We start from the raw sequence: 19,289 nt of genomic DNA, 5'->3' as shown, positions 1-19,289 counted from the left end.
GGTTCTCCGGTGGCCGCGCTCCTCGGCGGCCGGGCCTCTCAGTGGCAGAGCCCGGCCTCGTGCCGCGCGTAGCCGCTGGGCTCCAGCTGGAAGGTGCAGTGCTCCACGTCGAAGTGGTCGCCCAGGCAGTCCCGCAGCTCGTGGAGCATCTTCTCGTGGCCGAGCGAGTCGAGCGTGCCGGAGCTGACGACGACGTGTGCGGAGAGCACGGGCATGCCCGAGGTGATCGTCCAGGCGTGCAGGTCGTGGACCTCCTCGACGCCGGGCAGGGCGAGTATGTGGGACCGCACCTCCGCCATGTCGACGCCCTGGGGCGCCGACTCCAGGAGGACGTTCAGGGTCTCCTGCAGGAGCTTCACCGTGCGCGGGACGATCATGAAGCCGATGACCAGCGAGGCGATCGGGTCCGCCGCCTGCCATCCGGTGAGCATGATCACGACCGCCGAGACGATGACCGCCACGGAGCCGAGCGTGTCGGCCACCACCTCGAGGAACGCGCCGCGCACATTGAGGCTCTCCTTCTGGCCGCGCATCAGGAGCGTCAGGGAGACCATGTTGGCGACGAGGCCGAAGGCGCCGAACCAGATGGTCAGGGTGCCCTGCGTCTGCGCGGGCGTGATGAACCGCTCGACCGCCTCGTACAGCACGTAGCCGCCGACGGTCAGGAGCAGCAGGCAGTTGGCGAGCGCGGCGAGTATCTCGGCGCGGGCGTAGCCGAAGGTGCGGTTGCCGGTGGCCGGGCGGTTCGCGAAGTGGATCGCGAGCAGGGCCATGCCGAGCCCGAGCGCGTCCGTCGCCATGTGCGTCGCATCCGCGACGAGCGCGAGGGAGTCGGCCATCAGACCGCCCACGACCTGCGCGAGCATGACGGTGATCGTGATGGCGAGCGCCACCCGCAGCCTGCCCTTGTGGGCGTTGGCCGCGGTCCCCGTCGTCCCGTGGATGTGTCCGTGATCGTGCCCAGCCCCCATGGAGCCGCCTCCCGCGTCGCTCATCGGTCTGCCGTTCGGTGGTCGCGCGGCTTCAGTGAACTACGGGCGGGGGGTATTGGCAACGCGGCATTGAACACCGTTGTCACCTGCCCTGACCTGCGAAAATGGCAACGGTTGCCGTCAAGGGAAGGTGTGCAGGTCAGGGCCCTGCGGCCTCAGCCGCCCCATGCTCCCGAGCGGTCGCGGCGCGCCTCGGGGTGATGCAGACACCACCCCGCCCACGCCGACTCGACCATCTCGCGCACCGAGCGCCCGGCCCGCCAGTCCAGCTCCCGCGCGGCGAGCCGCGCGTCGGCCACGGCACGCGGCGCGTCGCCCGCGCGTGCGGGCTCGACGAGCGCGGGCCTGTCGTCGCCGGTGACCTCGCCGATGAGGTCGATCAGTTCGCGTACGGAAACGCCCTCGCCGCGCCCGATGTTCACCGTGAGGTCGCCCTCGGCGCCCCGCGCGAGCCTGCGCGCCGCCGCCAGATGGGCGTCGGCGAGGTCGGACACGTGGATGTAGTCCCGTACGCAGGTGCCGTCCGGGGTGGGGTGGGTGTCGCCGAAGATCCGCGGCGCCTCGTCGCGGGTGAGGCGGTCGAAGACCATCGGGACCACGTTGTAGACCCCGGTGTCCGCGAGCTCGGGGGCGGCGGCGCCCGCCACGTTGAAGTAGCGCAGGCACACCGTCGCGATGCCGTGCGCCCGGCCCGCCGCCCGCACCAGCCACTCACCGGCGAGCTTCGTCTCCCCGTAGGGGCTGACCGGCGCGCACGGCGTGTCCTCGCCGACGAGGTCCCCGTCCGGCGGGTTGCCGTACACCGCCGCGGACGAGGAGAAGACGAACCGCTTCACCCCGGCCTCGGCCACCGCTTCGAGGAGCGTGGTCAGGCCGCCGAGATTCTCCCGGTAGTAGCGCAGCGGCTGCTCCACCGACTCGCCGACCTGCTTGCGGGCCGCGAGGTGCACCACACCGGTGACACCGTGCTCGGCGAAGATCCGGCGCAGCAGGCCGCCGTCCAGCGAGGAGCCCTTGATCAGGGGGATGTCCGCGGGCAGCCGCCCCGGAACGCCCGACGAGACGTCGTCGAGGACGACGACGTCCTCCCCGGCGTCGGCCATGACCCGCGCCACATGTGCCCCGATGTATCCCGCTCCGCCTGTGATCAGCCATGTCATGGGCGACCACCCTATGACCCGGCGCCCCGGGTGAACGCTCTGGGGCAAGCCGGGCGTGGTGCGGGCGCGGTTTGTGGCCGCGGCCCCCCATCCACCATGATGATCGCGAGGGCCGGGCCCTCGCAGGCCGCCCTTACGGGGCGTGAACGGGTGGTGAACGCCCGCTTCCCGGCATCCGATAGCCTCTGCCGACGTGCCGCCCGGCCGTGTGGCCAGGGGCGCCCCCTTACGCACGTGCCCGGCGCGAGCCGTGCCGGGAATCAAGGAGTGAGTTCGTCTGTCGACCGCCATCCTCACCGGTCAGCCGGTACCCGGGTCGCCGCTCGAAGGTGACTTGCGGTCCCTCGGCTTCGACGTGCGGGTCGCCTCCGACGCGGCGGACGCCGAGACGCTGCTCGCCGCCGTGCCGGCCGGACAGCGGGTCGCCGTCGTCGACACGCGCTTCGTCGGCCACGTCCACGCCCTGCGCCTCGCCCTCACCGACCCCCGCTTCGCCGCGTCGGCGGTGCCCGGCGCGGTCACGGCCAAGCCCGAGGCCCGCCAGGAGCTGACCCGCGCCCTGCGGGCGAGCGCCGCGGCCCACGGCGGCGTGGCGACCCTCGACGCGCTCCCCGACGACATCGCCGCGGCCATGGAGTCCGGCGCCGCCGTCGTGCACCGCCCCGACCTCGGCACCCTCGTCGCCACCGTGCCCACCGACCCGCAGACCCGCAACGAGGCCCGGCAGGCCGTCGCCGCCGTCGACGACGAGGCCGTACGCCTGCGGAGCGCGGTCAAGGCCAGGGACGGCTTCTTCACCACGTACTGCATCTCCCCCTACTCGCGCTACCTCGCCCGCTGGTGCGCGCGCCGGGGACTGACCCCGAACCAGGTCACCACCGCCTCACTGATCACCGCCCTGATCGCGGCGGGCTGCGCGGCGACCGGCACGCGCGGCGGCTTCGTCGCGGCCGGTGCGCTGCTGCTCCTCTCCTTCGTCCTGGACTGCACGGACGGCCAGCTCGCCCGCTACTCCCTGCAGTACTCCACGCTCGGCGCCTGGCTCGACGCGACCTTCGACCGTGCCAAGGAGTACGCGTACTACGCGGGGCTCGCGCTCGGCGCGGCGCGGGGCGGCGACGACGTCTGGGCGCTCGCGCTCGGCGCGATGGTCCTGCAGACCTGCCGGCACGTCGTGGACTTCTCCTTCAACGAGGCGAACGCCGACAGCGCGACCGCCGGTGGCAACACCAGCCCCACCGCCGCCCTCTCCGACAGGCTCGACAGCGTCGGCTGGACGGTCTGGCTGCGCCGGATGATCGTGCTGCCCATCGGCGAGCGCTGGGCGATGATCGCCGTGCTCACCGCGGTCACCACCCCGCGTGTCACGCTCGTCGTCCTGCTCATCGGCTGCGCCCTCGCCGCCTGCTACACCACCGCGGGCCGCGTCCTGCGCTCGGTGACCCGCAAGGCCGCCCGCACCGACCGGGCCGCGCGGGCGCTCGCCGACCTCGCCGACGGCGGCTCGCTCGCCCGGTCCTTCGCCGCCCTGCGGAGCCCCCGGCCGCTGCCCGCGCCCGTCATCGCCTTCGTCGGCGGCGCGGTGGTCGTCGCCGTGGCCGCGTTCACCTCGTACGGCAGCTCCTGGGTGGTCGTCGGTGCGGTGATCTACGTCGCGCTCAGCGGCCTGGCGCTCGCGCGGCCCCTCAAGGGCCCCCTCGACTGGCTGGCGCCGCCGTTCTTCCGGGCGGCCGAGTACGGCACGATCCTCGTCCTCGCGGCCAAAGCCGACGTGAACGGGGCGCTGCCGGCGGCTTTCGGGCTGGTGTCCGCGGTCGCCTACCATCACTACGACACGGTGTACCGCATCAAGGGCGGCACCGGCGCACCCCCGCGCTGGCTGGTGGGGGCGATCGGCGGCCAGGAAGGCAGGACCCTCGTGGTCGCGCTGGCCGCGGCCCTGCTGCCCGCCACAGATTTCACCGTCGCGCTCACGGCACTCGCCGTGGCCGTGGCACTGGTGGTGCTCGTCGAGAGCATCCGCTTCTGGGTGACCGCTCACAAGCGCGGCGCACCCGCCGTACACGATGAAGGAGAACCCGCATGATCGGCCTCGTCCTTGCCGCAGGCGCCGGACGGCGTCTTCGTCCCTACACGGACACGCTGCCCAAGGCTCTGGTGCCCGTCGACGGGGAGACCACGATCCTCGACCTGACGCTCGGCAACTTCGCCGAGATCGGTCTCACCGAGGTCGCGATCATCGTCGGCTACAAGAAGGAAGCCGTCTACGAGCGCAAGGCCGCCCTTGAGGCGAAGTACAACCTCAAGCTCACGCTGATCGACAACGACAAGGCCGAGGAGTGGAACAACGCCTACTCCCTGTGGTGCGGCCGTGACGCCATCAAGCACGACGTGATCCTCGCCAACGGCGACACCGTGCACCCGGTCTCCGTCGAGAAGACGCTGCTCGCCGCGCGCGGCAACGGCCAGAAGATCATCCTCGCCCTCGACACGGTGAAGCAGCTCGCCGACGAGGAGATGAAGGTCATCGTCGACGACGCCAAGGGCGTGCGGCGCATCACCAAGCTGATGGACCCCTCCGAGGCCACCGGCGAGTACATCGGCGTCACCCTCATCGAGGGCTCCGCCGCCGACGAGCTGGCCGACGCCCTGAAGACCACCTTCGAGCGCGACCCCGACCTCTACTACGAGGACGGCTACCAGGAGCTCGTCAACCGTGGCTTCAAGGTCGACGTGGCCCCGATCGGCGACGTCAAGTGGGTCGAGATCGACAACCACGACGACCTGGCCAAGGGGCGGGAGATCGCGTGCCAGTACTGACGAGGCTCATCCCCTCGCCGGTCGTCGTCGACATCCGGCCGGGGGCGCTCAACGACCTGGCCGGTGTCCTCGCCGACCAGCGGATCTGCTCGTCGACCGGCAAGCTCGCCATCGCCATCAGCGGCGGCTCCGGCGCGGTCCTGCGGGACCGCCTCATGCCGTCGCTGCCCGGCGCCGAGTGGTTCGAGGTGGGCGGTGGCACGCTGGACGACGCCATCAAGCTCGCCGACGCCATGAAGAGGGGCCGCTACGACGCGGTCGTCGGCCTCGGCGGCGGCAAGATCATCGACTGCGCCAAGTTCGCCGCGGCGCGCGTGGGGCTGCCGCTGGTCGCCGTCGCGACGAACCTGTCGCACGACGGCCTCTGCTCCCCGGTCGCGACGCTCGACAACGACGCGGGCCGCGGTTCGTACGGCGTGCCGAACCCCATCGCGGTCGTCATCGACCTCGACGTGATCCGTGAGGCGCCCGTCCGCTTCGTCCGCTCCGGCATCGGCGACGCGCTGTCCAACATCTCCGCGATCGCCGACTGGGAGCTCGCGGCCCGCGAGCGCGGCGAGGACATCGACGGCCTCGCCGCCGCCATGGCCCGCCAGGCCGGCGAGGCCGTGCTGCGCCACCCCGGCGGCGTCGGCGACGACGCCTTCCTCCAGGTCCTCGCCGAGGGGCTGGTCCTCACCGGCATCGCCATGTCGGTCTCGGGTGACTCCCGTCCGGCGTCCGGCGCCTGCCACGAGATCAACCACGCCTTCGACCTCCTCTTCCCCAAGCGCGCCGCCAGCCACGGCGAGCAGTGCGGTCTGGGCGCGGCCTTCGCGATGCACCTGCGCGGTGCCCGCGAGGAGTCGGCGTACATGGCCTCGGTGCTGCGCAGGCACGGCCTGCCCGTGCTGCCGGAGGAGATCGGCTTCACCGTGGACGAGTTCGTCGAGGTCGTGGAGTTCGCTCCGCAGACCCGTCCGGGCCGCTACACGATCCTCGAACACCTCGACCTGTCCACCGACCAGATCAGGGACGCATACGCCGACTATGCAAAAGCCATCGGTAGCTGAGCTACGCCCGGTCGTCCACCCCCCGGGCGTGAAGGACCGGCGGAGCGGCGAACACTGGGCCGGCCGGCTCTACATGCGCGAGGTCTCCCTGCGCATCGACCGGCACCTGGTGAACACGCGGGTCACGCCCAACCAGCTGACCTACGTGATGACCGTCGCCGGCGCCCTCGCCGCCCCCGCCCTGCTCGTGCCGGGCATCACGGGCGCGGTGCTCGGCGTGGTCGCGGTCCAGCTCTACCTGCTGCTCGACTGCGTGGACGGCGAGATCGCCCGCTGGAAGAAGCAGTACTCGATGTCCGGGGTCTACCTGGACCGCGTGGCCGCCTACCTGTGCGACGCCGCGGTCCTGGTCGGCTTCGGTCTGCGCGCCGCCGACATCTGGGGCTCCGGACGCATCGACTGGCTGTGGGCCTTCCTCGGCACCCTGGCCGCCCTCGGCGCGATCCTGATCAAGGCCGAGACCGACCTCGTCGGCGTGGCCCGCCACCAGACGGGCAAGGAGCCGGTCAAGGAGTCCGCGGCCGAGCCGCGCTCCTCCGGCATGGCGCTGGCCCGCAGGGCCGCCGCCGCGCTGAAGTTCCACCGGCTCATCCTCGGGGTCGAGGCGTCCCTGCTGATCCTGCTCATAGCGATCGTGGACCAGGCCCGGGGCGACCTGTTCTTCTCGCGCCTCGGTGTGGCGGTCCTCGCGGGCATCGCGCTGCTGCAGACCCTGCTCCACCTCGTGTCCATCCTCGTATCGAGCAGGTTGAAGTGAGCACCCCCAGCATCCCGGGCTCCTCGGCCCAGCAGCTGAAGGTCGGCGCCGTCATCATCACGATGGGCAACCGGCCCCAGGAGCTGCGCGCCCTCCTCGACTCCGTCGCCAAGCAGGACGGCGACCCGGTCGAGGTGGTCGTGGTCGGCAACGGCGCCCCCGTGCCGGACGTCCCCGAAGGGGTACGCACGGTCGAGCTGCCCGAGAACCTCGGCATCCCCGGCGGCCGCAACGTCGGCATCGAGGCGTTCGGCCCCGGCGGCACGGACGTCGACATCCTGCTCTTCCTCGACGACGACGGCCTCCTGGCCCACAGCGACACGGCGCTGCTCTGCCGCGAGGCGTTCGCCGCCGACCCGAGGCTCGGCATCGTCAGCTTCCGCATCGCCGACCCCGACACGGGCGAGACCCAGCGGCGCCACGTGCCGCGCCTGCGGGCCTCGGACCCGATGCGTTCCTCCCGCGTGACGACGTTCCTCGGCGGGGCCAACGCGGTGCGCACCAAGGTCATCGAAGAGGTGGGTCCGCTCCCGGGCGAGTTCTTCTACGCCCACGAGGAGACCGACCTCGCCTGGCGCGCGCTGAACGCGGGCTGGATGATCGACTACCGCTCCGACATGGTGCTCCTGCACCCCACGACGGCCCCCTCGCGGCACGCGGTCTACCACCGCATGGTGGCCCGCAACCGCGTCTGGCTGGCCCGCCGCAACCTGCCGGCGCTCCTCGTCCCGGTCTACCTCGGCGTCTGGATGCTCCTGACCCTCGCCCGGCGTCCCTCGGGCCCCGCCCTGAAGGCCTGGTTCGGCGGTTTCAAGGAGGGCTGGAGCACGCCCTGCGGCCCGCGCAGGCCCATGAAGTGGCGTACGGTGTGGCGGCTGACCCGACTGGGCCGACCTCCCGTCATCTGACAAGCTCGGGTCTGACACCATCTGGGCCATACCCCGGTCCCTGGCCCACGCCTACGCCCGACCGGCTGCGCATCTGAAGACGAAAGTTTCCACTCGTGAGTGAGACAACGCATGACGGCGGAGTCGCGGTGAGCGCGCCCCCGTCGCCCGATGACGGGCTCTCCCGCGCCGAGCTCGCCGCCAAGTACGGTCTGACCGTCAGCGGCGCACGGCCCGGACTTTTCGAGTACGTCCGCCAGCTCTGGGGGCGGCGCCACTTCATCCTCGCCTTCTCCCAGGCGAAGTTGACCGCCCAGTACAGCCAGGCCAAGCTCGGCCAGCTCTGGCAGGTGGCGACCCCGCTGCTGAACGCGGCGGTCTACTTCTTCATCTTCGGCCTGCTGCTCGGTGCCAGGGAGGGCATCCCGCACGACATCTACGTGCCGTTCCTCGTGACGGGCGTCTTCGTCTTCACGTTCACGCAGAGCTCGGTCATGGCGGGCGTGCGGGCGATCTCCGGGAACCTCGGCCTCGTCAGGGCCCTGCACTTCCCGCGGGCCTCGCTGCCGATCTCCTTCGCGCTCCAGCAGCTCCAGCAGCTGCTGTTCTCGATGATCGTGCTCGTCGTGATCATGTGCGCGTTCGGGATCTTCCCCGCTCTGTCCTGGCTCCTGGTGCTGCCCGCGCTGATCCTGCAGTTCGCCTTCAACATGGGCCTGGCGCTGATCTTCGCCCGGATGGGCAGCAAGACGCCCGACCTGGCGCAGCTCATGCCGTTCGTGATGCGGACCTGGATGTACGCCTCCGGCGTCATGTTCAGCATCCCGGCGATGCTCGCGACCAAGGAGGGCGTGCCCGGCTGGGTCGGCGACGTGCTCCAGTGGAACCCGGCCTCCATCTACATGGACCTGATCCGCTTCGCCATGATCGACAAGTACGGCTCCTCCTACCTGCCGCCGCACGTGTGGGCCTTCGCCATCGGCTGGGCCGTCGTGATCGGCGTGGTCGGCTTCGTGTACTTCTGGAAGGCTGAGGAGCGTTACGGCCGTGGCTGACGACAAGACGGACGCGAAGATCACCGACAGGGGGCACATCCCCACCGTCATCGCCGACGAGCTGCACATCGTCTACCGCGTCAACGGCGCGCGGACGGGCAAGGGCAGCGCCACCTCCGCCCTGAGCCGCATGCTCCGGCGCGGCGAGGAGCGCGGTGTCCGCAAGGTGCACGCCGTGCGCGGCGTCAGCTTCACCGCCTACCGCGGCGAGGCCATCGGCCTCATCGGCTCCAACGGCTCGGGCAAGTCCACCCTGCTCCGCGCCATCGCGGGGCTGCTCCCCGCGGAGAAGGGCAAGGTCTACACCGACGGCCAGCCCTCGCTGCTCGGGGTGAACGCGGCCCTGATGAACGACCTGACCGGTGAGCGGAACGTCATCCTCGGCGGTCTGGCGATGGGCATGTCCCGCGAGCAGATCAAGGAGCGCTACCAGGACATCGTCGACTTCTCCGGCATCAACGAGAAGGGCGACTTCATCACCCTGCCGATGCGCACGTACTCCTCCGGCATGGCGGCCCGGCTGCGCTTCTCCATCGCGGCGGCCAAGGACCACGACGTCCTGATGATCGACGAGGCGCTCGCCACCGGTGACCGCAAGTTCCAGAAGCGCTCCGAGGCCCGCATCCGCGAGCTGCGCAAGGAGGCCGGCACGGTCTTCCTGGTCAGCCACAACAACAAGTCCATCCGTGACACCTGCGACCGGGTGCTGTGGCTGGAGCGCGGCGAGCTGCGGATGGACGGCCCGACCGACGAGGTCATCAAGGAGTACGAGAAGTTCACGGGCAAGTAGACGGCGGATGGGCAAGTAGCCCATTTGCGCCATCGGGCTTCACCCGTTCGACGACAGGCCCCGCCGGGCGCACTCCGGCGGGGCCTGTCGTGCTCATGCGTGGTCCGGCGCCCCACCGGCCCCTCAACTCACGGAAAGGCAAGGAAGGTTGGCGCCAATCGGTGTGTTGTTGTGATGTGCGGAATACCCCGGCGATGCGGGTCGGGTTGTACAACGTAAGCTGTACCGGTGCTGATTCGCGGCAAGTGGGGCGATATGGCGCGGCGCCTCGCCCTCTGAGCACGGACCGTCTCGGCCGAGGCAGGGCGGCGTGTCCGAAATAGGATGTATTGGGTCGGCAGTGTAGAACGGGAGATGTGACGGCAATGGCTACGGATGATCTCCGGCTCCGCGATGCTTCCGCCGTCCTCGCCAAGGCCGCGGACGAGAACTTCCCGGTGGCCCCCTTCTTCCTGCCGCGGGCCTGGCGCGACGACCTCATGGCGGTCTACGGCGTCGTCCGGCTCATCGACGACACCGGCGACGGCGACCTGGACCCGGCGGCAGGGCACGCCGCCCACCTCGGCGTGGACCCCGACGCCGCCGGCGACCCGCTGCGCATGCTCGACGCCGTCGAGGCCGACCTGCGCGAGGTCTTCGGCGGCGGGGACGCGGGCCACCCGCTGGTGCGCTCGCTCGCCGCCCCCGCCGCGCGCGGGACCCTGACGCTCGACCCCTTCCTCGACCTGATCGCGGCCAACCGCCAGGACCAGCACGTCGGACGCTACGAGACCTACGACGACCTGGTGGCGTACTGCGCCCTCTCGGCCAACCCCATCGGCCGCCTCGTCCTCGCCATCACCGGCACAGAGACCCCCGAGCGCGTCCGCCGCTCGGACGCGGTCTGCACCGCGCTGCAGATCGTCGAGCACATCCAGGACGTCGCCGAGGATCTCCGGCGCGACCGCATCTACCTGCCCATCGAGGACATGAAGCGCTTCCACGTCAGCGAGCCGGATCTGGCCGCGCCCACCGCAGGCGCGTCGGTGCGCGCACTGGTCGCATACGAAACGGAACGCGCCCGGCGCCTCCTGAATGAAGGCACCCCCCTCGTGGGTAGCGTCCACGGCAGGCTGAAGCTGCTCCTCGCCGGGTTCGTCGCCGGAGGGAGGGCGGCGGTCCGGGCGATCGTCGCCTCGGGGTACGACGTGCTGCCCGGACCACCCAAGCCCACCAAGCCTCGCCTGCTGCGCGAGGCAGGGGCGGTTCTGCGAGGAGAGGGGTGAGCCGGTCCGTGGAATCAGACCCGCGCCTGTCCGCACCGGTGCTCGCCGCGTACAGCTACTGCGAGACCGTCACCGGCCAGCAGGCACGCAACTTCGCCTACGGCATCAGGCTCCTCCCGACGCCCAAGCGGCGCGCGATGTCCGCGCTCTACGCCCTCTCGCGGCGCGTCGACGACATCGGCGACGGCGACCTCGCTCCCGACGTCAAGGCCGACCGGCTCGACGACACCCGCGCGCTCCTCGCCCGCATCCGCGAGGGCGCGGTCGGCGAGGACGACACCGACCCGGTCGCGGTCGCCCTCGCCCACGCCGCCGCGCACTTCCCCATCCCGATGAGCGGCCTCGACGAACTGATCGACGGCGTCCTGATGGACGTACGCGGTCAGACGTACGAGACCTGGGAGGACCTGAAGGTCTACTGCCGCTGCGTGGCCGGCGCCATCGGGCGGCTCTCGCTCGGCGTCTTCGGCACGGAGCGGGGGGCGCCGCACGCCGAGCGCGCCCCGGAGTACGCCGACACGCTCGGCCTCGCGCTGCAGCTGACCAACATCCTGCGCGACGTGCGCGAGGACGCCGGGGACGGGCGCACCTACCTGCCCGCCGAGGACCTCGCCAAGTTCGGCTGCTCCGCCGGCTTCACCGGCTCCGAGCCGCCCGCGGGCTCCGACTTCGCCGGGCTCGTCCACTTCGAGGTCCGCAGGGCACGCGCCCTGTTCGACGAGGGGTACCGCCTGCTGCCCATGCTCGACCGGCGCAGCGGCGCCTGCGTCGCGGCCATGGCCGGCATCTACCGCCGCCTGCTCGACCGCATCGAGCGCGAGCCGGAGGCCGTCCTGCGCGGCCGCGTCTCGCTGCCCGGCCGCGAGAAGGCGTACGTCGCCGTGCGCGGCCTGTCCGGCCTCGACACGCGCCATGTCTCCCGCCAGCACCTCGGGAGGCGCGCGTGACACGCGTCCGGAGCACGGGCGCGGCGGCCTCGGCGGCCCCCGCGAAGCGGCGGGCAACCCTCCGCCGCACGACGGCGTCCCAGACTGCGACGGCCGAAGGAGAGGGTGCGTGAACAGCCACGACATGCGGCCCGACGAGCCGCCCGCGAGCACCGGAGGCCGCCCCGACGGGGCGGCCGTAGTGATCGGCGGCGGGCTCGCGGGCGTCACCACCGCGCTCTCCCTCGCCGACGCCGGACTGCGCGTGACGCTCCTCGAAGGACGGCCGCGGCTCGGCGGGCTCGCCTTCTCCTTCCGGCGCGGCGACCTGACCGTCGACAACGGCCAGCACGTCTACCTGCGCTGCTGCAACGCCTACCGCTGGTTCCTCGACCGCGTCGGCGGCGCACACCTCGCGCCCCTGCAGGAACGTCTCGACGTACCCGTGCTCGACGCCGACCGCAACCGGCTCGGACGGCTGCGCCGCGCCGACCTGCCCGTCCCGCTGCACCTGGCGGCGAGCCTCGCCACCTACCCCCACCTCTCGTTCGCCGAGCGCGCCCGGGTCGGCCGCGCCGCGCTCGCCCTCAAGGGCCTCGACCCGGCGGACCCGCTGCTCGACACGCAGGACTTCGGCAGCTGGCTGGCCAGGCACGGCCAGTCGCCGCGCGCCGTCGAGGCCCTGTGGGACCTCGTCGGCGTCGCCACGCTCAACGCCGTCGCGGGCGACGCCTCGCTCGCGCTCGCCGCCATGGTGTTCAAGACCGGGCTGCTCTCCGACCCCGGCGCCGCCGACATCGGCTGGTCCCGGGTGCCGCTCGGCGACCTGCACGACAAGCTGGCCCGCAGGGCGCTCGACGCCGCGGGCGTCCGCACCGAGGTCAAGGCGCGCGTCAGCGCCATCTCCCGCGCGGGGGGCGGCGGTTGGCGGGTGGAGGTGCCAGGCGAGACCATCGACGCCGACACCGTCGTCCTCGCCGTGCCGCAGCGCGAGGCCCACGACCTGCTCCCGGACGGGGCACTCGACCAGCCCGACCGGCTGCTCGACATCGACGACGCGCCGATCCTCAACGTGCACGTCGTGTACGACAGGAAGGTCCTGAAGCGGCCGTTCTTCGCCGCCCTCGGCACGCCGGTCCAGTGGGTGTTCGACCGGACCGAGGCCTCCGGGCTCACCGAGGGGCAGTACCTCGCACTGTCGCAGTCCGCCGCCCAGGACGAGATCGACGCGCCCGTCGCCGCGCTCCGCGAGCGCTACCTGCCCGAACTGGAACGGCTGCTGCCCGCCGCGCACGGCGCCGAGGTGCGGGACTTCTTCGTGACCCGCGAGCGCGCCGCCACCTTCGCGCCCACCCCGGGCGTCGGCCGGCTCAGGCCCGGGGCGCGCACCAGGGCCCGCGGTCTGTACCTCGCGGGCGCGTGGACCGCCACCGGCTGGCCCGCGACCATGGAGGGCGCCGTGCGCAGCGGCATCAGCGCGGCCGAGGCCGCCCTCCGCGCACTCGACCGCCCCCGTGACCATCTCTTCGCGTTCGAGGAGGCGGTGGCGTGAAGCTCGACCTCCTGGGGTCAGCTCCCCAGGGAACAAGCACCGGAATCAGAGGAGAAACTGTGCCGACTGTGCCCTCGGCCGAAACGGCTGCCGACACGGTGGACGTGACCTCACTGCTCGAACGCGGAAGGACCCTGGCCACCCCGGTGCTGCGGGCCGCTGTGGACCGCCTCGCGCCCCCCATGAACACCGTCGCCGCCTACCACTTCGGCTGGATCGACGCCGAGGGCAACCCGTCCGACGGCGACGGCGGCAAGGCGGTGCGCCCCGCGCTCGCCCTGCTCTCCGCCGAGGCCGCGGGCGCCGCCCCCGAGGTCGGCGTGCCCGGCGCGGTCGCCGTGGAGCTCGTGCACAACTTCTCGCTGCTGCACGACGACCTGATGGACGGCGACGAGCAGCGCCGCCACCGCGACACCGTCTGGAAGGTGCACGGTCCCGCGCAGGCCATCCTCGTCGGCGACGCCCTCTTCGCGCTCGCCAACGAGATCCTCCTGGAGATCGGCACCGTCGAGGCGGGCCGCGCCACGCGCCGCCTCACCTCCGCCACGCGCGCGCTGATCGACGGCCAGGCGCAGGACATCTCCTACGAGCACCGCGAGCGGGTCACCGTCGAGGAGTGCCTGGAGATGGAGGGCAACAAGACGGGCGCCCTGCTCGCCTGCGCCGTCTCCATCGGCGCCGTGCTCGGCGGCGCCGACGACCGCACCGCCGACGTCCTGGAGAAGTACGGCTACCACCTCGGTCTCGCCTTCCAGGCCGTGGACGACCTGCTCGGCATCTGGGGCGACCCGGAGTCCACCGGCAAGCAGACCTGGAGCGACCTGCGCCAGCGCAAGAAGTCCCTGCCGGTGGTGGCCGCGCTCGCCGCCGGCGGCCCCGCGTCCGAGCGGCTCGGCGAGCTGCTCGCCGCCGACGCCAAGAGCAGCGACTTCGACAGCTTCTCCGAGGAGGAGTTCGCCGCGCGCGCCGCCCTCATCGAGGAGGCGGGCGGACGCCGGTGGACCGCCGAGGAGGCCCGGCGCCAGCACACCATCGCCATCGAGGCGCTGGACACCGTGTCGATGCCGGACCGGGTGCGGAGCCAGCTCGTCGCACTCGCCGACTTCGTCGTCGTACGAGAGAGATGATCACTATCGGCCGCATATGACTCGCAGTCGCCGGCCGGCGCACCGCGTCGGCCGACGGCGGACCCACAGCAGAGGTAAGCACCGCACTGCACGAAGGGGAAGCCATGACAGCGACGACCGACGGAAGCACCGGAGCGGTCACGCCCCGCGCAGCCTCGGCCAGCCATTCCATCGACACCCCCGCCGCGACGGCGCCGACGGCCGGGACCAGGGAAGCCGCCGCCCTGGCCATACAGCGCTCCACCGACTTCCTGCTCTCCCGGCAGGACGCCGAGGGCTGGTGGAAGGGTGACCTCGAGACCAACGTGACCATGGACGCCGAGGACCTTCTCCTGCGGCAGTTCCTCGGCATCGGGGACGAGCGGACCACGCGTGCCGCCGCGCTGTTCATCCGCGGCGAGCAGCGCGAGGACGGCACCTGGGCCACGTTCTTCGGCGGCCCCGGGGAGCTCTCCACCACCATCGAGGCGTACGTCGCGCTGCGCCTGGCGGGCGACCTGCCCGACGCGCCGCACATGGCCAGGGCCGCCGAGTGGATCAGGGACCGGGGCGGCATCGCCGAGAGCAGGGTCTTCACCCGTATCTGGCTCGCCCTCTTCGGCTGGTGGAGCTGGGACGACCTGCCCGAACTCCCGCCGGAGCTCATCTACTTCCCCCCGTGGGTCCCGCTCAACATCTACGACTTCGGCTGCTGGGCGCGGCAGACCATCGTGCCGCTCACCGTCGTCTCCGCCAAGCGCCCGGTGCGCCCGGCGCCCTTCGCCCTCGACGAGCTGCACGTCGACGCGCGCGTCCCGCGTCCCCCCAAGCCCCTGGCCCCCGCGACGAGCTGGGACGGCCTCTTCGAACGGCTCGACAAGGCGCTGCACGTCTACCACAAGGTCGCGCCGCGCAGACTGCGCGGGGCGGCGATGAACAGCGCCGCCCGCTGGATCATCGAGCGGCAGGAGAACGACGGCTGCTGGGGCGGCATCCAGCCGCCCGCCGTCTACTCGATCATCGCGCTGCACCTGCTGGGCTACGACCTCGAACACCCCGTCCTGAAGGCGGGCCTCGCCTCGCTCGACCGGTTCGCCGTGTGGCGCGAGGACGGCGCCCGGATGATCGAGGCCTGCCAGTCACCCGTGTGGGACACCTGCCTGGCGACGATCGCGCTCGCGGACGCCGGGCTGCCCGCCGACCACCCGCAGCTCGTCAGGGCGGCGGACTGGATGCTGGGCGAGGAGATCGTGCGCCCCGGCGACTGGGCGGTGCGCAAGCCCCGACTGGCCCCCGGCGGATGGGCGTTCGAGTTCCACAACGACAACTACCCCGACATCGACGACACCGCCGAGGTGGCCCTCGCGCTGCGCCGGGTGGCCCACCCCGACCAGGCCCGGGTGGACAACGCCATCGCGCGCGGGATGCGCTGGACCCTCGGCATGCAGTCCAAGAACGGCGCCTGGGCCGCCTTCGACGCCGACAACACCAGCCCCTTCCCCAACCGGCTGCCGTTCTGCGACTTCGGCGAGGTCATCGACCCGCCGTCCGCCGACGTCACCGGGCACGTGGTGGAGATGCTCGCCGTCGAGGGCAGGTCCCACGACCCGCGCACCCGGCGGGGCATCGAGTGGCTGCTCGCCGAACAGGAGGACAACGGCGCCTGGTTCGGCCGCTGGGGCGTCAACTACCTCTACGGCACCGGTTCGGTGGTGCCCGCGCTGATCACGGCCGGGCTCCCCGCCTCGCACGCCGCGATCCGCCGCGCGGTGCGCTGGGTGGAGTCGGTGCAGAACGACGACGGCGGCTGGGGCGAGGACCTGCGCTCCTACCGCGACCGGGGCTGGGTGGGGCACGGCACGTCCACCGCGTCGCAGACCGCGTGGGCGCTGCTCGCGCTGCTCTCGGCGGGGGAGCGCGATGCCCCGTCCGTGGAGCGCGGCATCGCCTGGCTCGCCGCGACCCAGCGGCCCGACGGCTCCTGGGACGAGCCGTACTTCACCGGCACCGGCTTCCCCTGGGACTTCTCCATCAACTACCACCTCTACCGCCAGGTGTTCCCGCTCACCGCCCTCGGCAGGTACGTCAACGGCGAGCCGTTCCCGGCCGGCTCCGCCCACGCCGGCAAGGGGAGCTGATGGCGGGCGCCCCGGCCCGCGGGGCGGGCGCCGCACCGCTGCTGATCGCCTGCGCGCTCGGCATCGAGCGGTTCGCCCTGCGCACGGGCGACCGCGGCGGCGCCCCGGACGCCATGACCGTGCTGCGCACCGGCATGGGACCCGTCAACGCCGAGCGCGCCGTCGTGGGGGCGCTCGGCAGGGTGCCGCTGCGCGACGCCGCGGTCGTGGCCACCGGCTTCTGCGCGGGGCTCACGCCCGGGATGCAGCCGGGGGACCTCGTCGTCGCCGACGAGGCCGGGGACATCCACGGGACCACGCGGTGCGCCGGCGCCGGACTGCTGGTCGAGGCGCTGGGCAGGGCGCTGCCCGGCCGGACCGTGCACACCGGCCCGCTCGTCGGGTCCGACCACGTCGTGCGCGGCCCCGAGCGCGGCCGGCTGCGCGCGGCCGGGGCCATCGCGGTGGACATGGAGTCCGCCGCGACGCTGCGCGGCGCCGTGCGCACCGGGCAGCGGCCCGTTGCCGCCGTCCGGGTGGTCGTGGACACCCCACAGCACGAACTCGTCCGTATCGGCACGGTACGCGGTGGAATATCGGCTTTCCGTGTTCTCCGTGCCGTGCTTCCCGCTTTCTTCGAATGGCACCGTTCTTCTTTGCTCCCCCGGAGGTGAGCCAGATGGCCATGCCGCTGCGCCAGTCCATCAAGGTAGCGACGTATCTTGCCGAGCAGAAGCTTCGAAAGCGTGACAAGTTCCCTTTGATCGTCGAGCTGGAGCCGCTTTTCGCGTGCAATCTCAAGTGCGAGGGCTGCGGCAAGATCCAGCACCCGGCCGGGGTGCTGAAGCAGCGCATGCCCGTGGCCCAGGCCGTGGGCGCCGTCCTGGAGTCCGGCGCCCCGATGGTGTCGATCGCCGGCGGCGAGCCGCTGATGCACCCTCAGATCGATGAGATCGTGCGCCAGTTGGTGGCCAGGAAGAAGTACGTCTTCCTCTGCACCAATGCCATGCTGATGCGCAAGAAGATGGACAAGTTCACGCCCTCGCCGTATTTCGCCTTCGCCGTGCACATCGACGGCATGCGCGAGCGGCACGACGAGTCGGTGGCGAAGGAGGGGGTGTTCGACGAGGCGGTGGAGGCCATCAAGGAGGCCAAGCGGCGCGGTTTCCGCGTCACCACCAATTCGACGTTCTTCAACACCGACACCCCGCAGACCATCATCGAGGTCCTGAACTTCCTCAACGACGACCTCCAGGTCGACGAGATGATGCTGTCGCCCGCCTACGCGTACGAGAAGGCCCCCGACCAAGAGCACTTCCTGGGCGTCGAGCAGACCCGCGAGCTGTTCAGGAAGGCCTTCGCGGGCGGCAACCGCCGGCGCTGGCGGCTGAACCACTCGCCGCTCTTCCTCGACTTCCTCGAAGGCAAGGCGGACTTCCCGTGCACCGCGTGGGCGATCCCCAACTACTCCCTCTTCGGCTGGCAGCGCCCCTGCTATCTGATGAGCGACGGGTACGTCCCCACGTACCGCGAACTCATCGAGGAGACCGACTGGGACAAGTACGGCCGCGGCAAGGACCCGCGCTGCGCCAACTGCATGGCGCACTGCGGCTACGAACCGACCGCCGTCCTCGCCACGATGGGCTCCCTCAAGGAGTCCCTCCGCGCCGCCCGCGAGACGGTCTCCGGAAACCGCGGGTGAGGGGTCGTGACCCCTGAAGAGCCCGTTTCCCTGGGCCTTCCCGAGCTGCCGGCCCGGCCCGTCGCGCGGCGTCGCGTCTCGCGGCGCGTCGAGGTGGGGCCGGTGGCGGTGGGCGGGGACGCCCCGGTGTCGGTGCAGTCGATGACGACGACGCGGACGTCGGACATCGGTGCGACGCTGCAGCAGATCGCGGAGCTGACGGCCTCGGGCTGTCAGATCGTACGGGTGGCGTGTCCGACGCAGGACGACGCGGACGCGCTGGCGACGATCGCCCGGAAGTCGCAGATCCCGGTGATCGCCGACATCCACTTCCAGCCGAAGTACGTCTTCGCGGCGATCGACGCCGGGTGCGCGGCGGTGCGCGTGAACCCGGGCAACATCAAGCAGTTCGACGGCCGCGTACGGGAGATCGCCAAGGCGGCGTCGGCCGCCGGGACGCCGATCCGGATCGGCGTCAACGCCGGTTCGCTGGACCGGCGGCTCTTGGACAAGCACGGCAGGGCGACCCCCCAGGCGCTGGTGGAGTCCGCGCTCTGGGAGGCCTCGCTCTTCGAGGAGCACGGTTTCCGGGACATCAAGATCTCGGTGAAGCACAGCGACCCGGTCGTCATGGTGAACGCCTACCGCCAGCTGGCGGCGGCCTGCGACTACCCCCTCCACCTGGGCGTGACGGAGGCGGGCCCCGCCTTCCAGGGCACGATCAAGTCGGCGGTCGCCTTCGGCGCGCTGCTGAGCGAGGGCATCGGCGACACGATCCGCGTCTCGCTCTCCGCGCCGCCGGCGGAGGAGATCAAGGTCGGCATCCAGATCCTGGAGTCGCTGAACCTGCGCCAGCGCCGCCTGGAGATCGTCTCCTGCCCCTCGTGCGGGCGGGCCCAGGTGGACGTCTACAAGCTGGCCGAGGAGGTCACGGCGGGTCTTGAGGGCATGGAGGTCCCGCTGCGGGTCGCGGTCATGGGCTGTGTGGTGAACGGCCCCGGCGAGGCCCGCGAGGCCGACCTCGGTGTGGCGTCGGGCAACGGCAAGGGGCAGATCTTCGTGAAGGGCGAGGTCATCAAGACCGTCCCGGAGTCGAAGATCGTGGAGACGCTGATCGACGAGGCGATGA

General features: G+C 71.7%; 17 protein-coding genes. 15 read left to right on the top strand and 2 right to left on the bottom strand.

Annotated elements, in window-relative coordinates; genetic code table 11:
• Positions 1-38: 38 nt before the first annotated feature.
• Positions 39-971 carry a cation diffusion facilitator family transporter gene (locus DCW30_RS23095; protein ID WP_076688597.1) on the bottom strand — a complete coding sequence of 311 codons (933 nt, stop codon included), beginning with the start codon at positions 969-971 and terminating at the stop codon, positions 39-41.
• Positions 972-1,147: 176 nt separating this feature from the next.
• Positions 1,148-2,152 carry a UDP-glucose 4-epimerase GalE gene (gene galE / locus DCW30_RS23090; protein ID WP_076683147.1) on the bottom strand — a complete coding sequence of 335 codons (1,005 nt, stop codon included), beginning with the start codon at positions 2,150-2,152 and terminating at the stop codon, positions 1,148-1,150.
• Positions 2,153-2,429: 277 nt separating this feature from the next.
• On the opposite strand from galE, the gene DCW30_RS23085 reads away from it, so the two are divergent.
• The 15 genes from DCW30_RS23085 to ispG all read left to right on the top strand — a co-directional run.
• Positions 2,430-4,238, top strand: a complete 1,809-nt coding sequence (locus DCW30_RS23085) for a DUF5941 domain-containing protein (protein WP_076683145.1) — start codon at positions 2,430-2,432, stop codon at positions 4,236-4,238.
• Positions 4,235-4,972, top strand: a complete 738-nt coding sequence (locus DCW30_RS23080; protein WP_076683143.1) for a phosphocholine cytidylyltransferase family protein — start codon at positions 4,235-4,237, stop codon at positions 4,970-4,972. Before DCW30_RS23085 ends, DCW30_RS23080 begins: the two co-directional genes overlap by 4 nt.
• On the top strand, positions 4,960-6,024 hold the full coding sequence (locus DCW30_RS23075) for an iron-containing alcohol dehydrogenase family protein (RefSeq protein WP_076683141.1): 1,065 nt from the start codon (positions 4,960-4,962) through the stop codon (positions 6,022-6,024). Before DCW30_RS23080 ends, DCW30_RS23075 begins: the two co-directional genes overlap by 13 nt.
• On the top strand, positions 6,002-6,781 hold the full coding sequence (locus DCW30_RS23070; protein WP_076683139.1) for a CDP-alcohol phosphatidyltransferase family protein: 780 nt from the start codon (positions 6,002-6,004) through the stop codon (positions 6,779-6,781). Before DCW30_RS23075 ends, DCW30_RS23070 begins: the two co-directional genes overlap by 23 nt.
• Positions 6,782-6,816: 35 nt before the next feature.
• The gene (locus tag DCW30_RS23065) at positions 6,817-7,689 is read left to right on the top strand and encodes a glycosyltransferase family 2 protein (RefSeq protein WP_076688595.1); all 873 of its coding nucleotides are present in this window, start codon (positions 6,817-6,819) and stop codon (positions 7,687-7,689) included.
• A gap of 95 nt (positions 7,690-7,784) precedes the next feature.
• Entirely contained in the window at positions 7,785-8,723 is a 939-nt protein-coding gene (locus tag DCW30_RS23060) for an ABC transporter permease (protein WP_062783111.1), read from the top strand.
• The gene (locus DCW30_RS23055) at positions 8,716-9,513 is read left to right on the top strand and encodes an ABC transporter ATP-binding protein (protein ID WP_062783108.1); all 798 of its coding nucleotides are present in this window, start codon (positions 8,716-8,718) and stop codon (positions 9,511-9,513) included. The genes DCW30_RS23060 and DCW30_RS23055 overlap by 8 nt, the downstream gene beginning before the upstream one ends.
• A 365-nt stretch (positions 9,514-9,878) precedes the next feature.
• Positions 9,879-10,778 carry a squalene synthase HpnC gene (gene hpnC / locus DCW30_RS23050; RefSeq protein WP_076683137.1) on the top strand — a complete coding sequence of 300 codons (900 nt, stop codon included), beginning with the start codon at positions 9,879-9,881 and terminating at the stop codon, positions 10,776-10,778.
• Positions 10,775-11,725, top strand: coding sequence for a presqualene diphosphate synthase HpnD (hpnD, locus tag DCW30_RS23045; protein WP_076683135.1), 951 nt, complete (start codon positions 10,775-10,777; stop codon positions 11,723-11,725). The genes hpnC and hpnD overlap by 4 nt, the downstream gene beginning before the upstream one ends.
• 124 nt (positions 11,726-11,849) lie before the next feature.
• Entirely contained in the window at positions 11,850-13,256 is a 1,407-nt protein-coding gene (gene hpnE / locus DCW30_RS23040) for a hydroxysqualene dehydroxylase HpnE (protein WP_076688593.1), read from the top strand.
• Positions 13,253-14,383: a polyprenyl synthetase family protein gene (locus tag DCW30_RS23035; protein ID WP_076683133.1), complete on the top strand. Its 1,131-nt coding sequence runs from the start codon at positions 13,253-13,255 to the stop codon at positions 14,381-14,383. Before hpnE ends, DCW30_RS23035 begins: the two co-directional genes overlap by 4 nt.
• Before the next feature lie 104 nt (positions 14,384-14,487).
• Positions 14,488-16,500: a squalene--hopene cyclase gene (gene shc, locus DCW30_RS23030; protein WP_076683131.1), complete on the top strand. Its 2,013-nt coding sequence runs from the start codon at positions 14,488-14,490 to the stop codon at positions 16,498-16,500.
• Positions 16,500-17,153 (top strand): phosphorylase family protein, encoded by a 654-nt coding sequence (locus DCW30_RS23025; RefSeq protein WP_076683129.1) that lies wholly within the window; start codon positions 16,500-16,502, stop codon positions 17,151-17,153. Before shc ends, DCW30_RS23025 begins: the two co-directional genes overlap by 1 nt.
• A gap of 5 nt (positions 17,154-17,158) precedes the next feature.
• The gene (gene hpnH, locus DCW30_RS23020; protein ID WP_062783088.1) at positions 17,159-18,181 is read left to right on the top strand and encodes an adenosyl-hopene transferase HpnH; all 1,023 of its coding nucleotides are present in this window, start codon (positions 17,159-17,161) and stop codon (positions 18,179-18,181) included.
• A 6-nt stretch (positions 18,182-18,187) separates the two neighbouring features.
• Positions 18,188-19,289: flavodoxin-dependent (E)-4-hydroxy-3-methylbut-2-enyl-diphosphate synthase (gene ispG, locus DCW30_RS23015; RefSeq protein ID WP_129299907.1), on the top strand; the 1,102-nt coding region annotated here is incomplete at its 3' end.

The sequence above is a fragment of the Streptomyces alfalfae genome, from assembly GCF_004127445.1.
Classification (GTDB): Bacteria; Actinomycetota; Actinomycetes; order Streptomycetales; family Streptomycetaceae; genus Streptomyces; species Streptomyces alfalfae.
The sequence above is the reverse complement of the archived record's forward strand: the minus strand, read 5'-3'. Positions and strand labels throughout refer to the sequence as shown.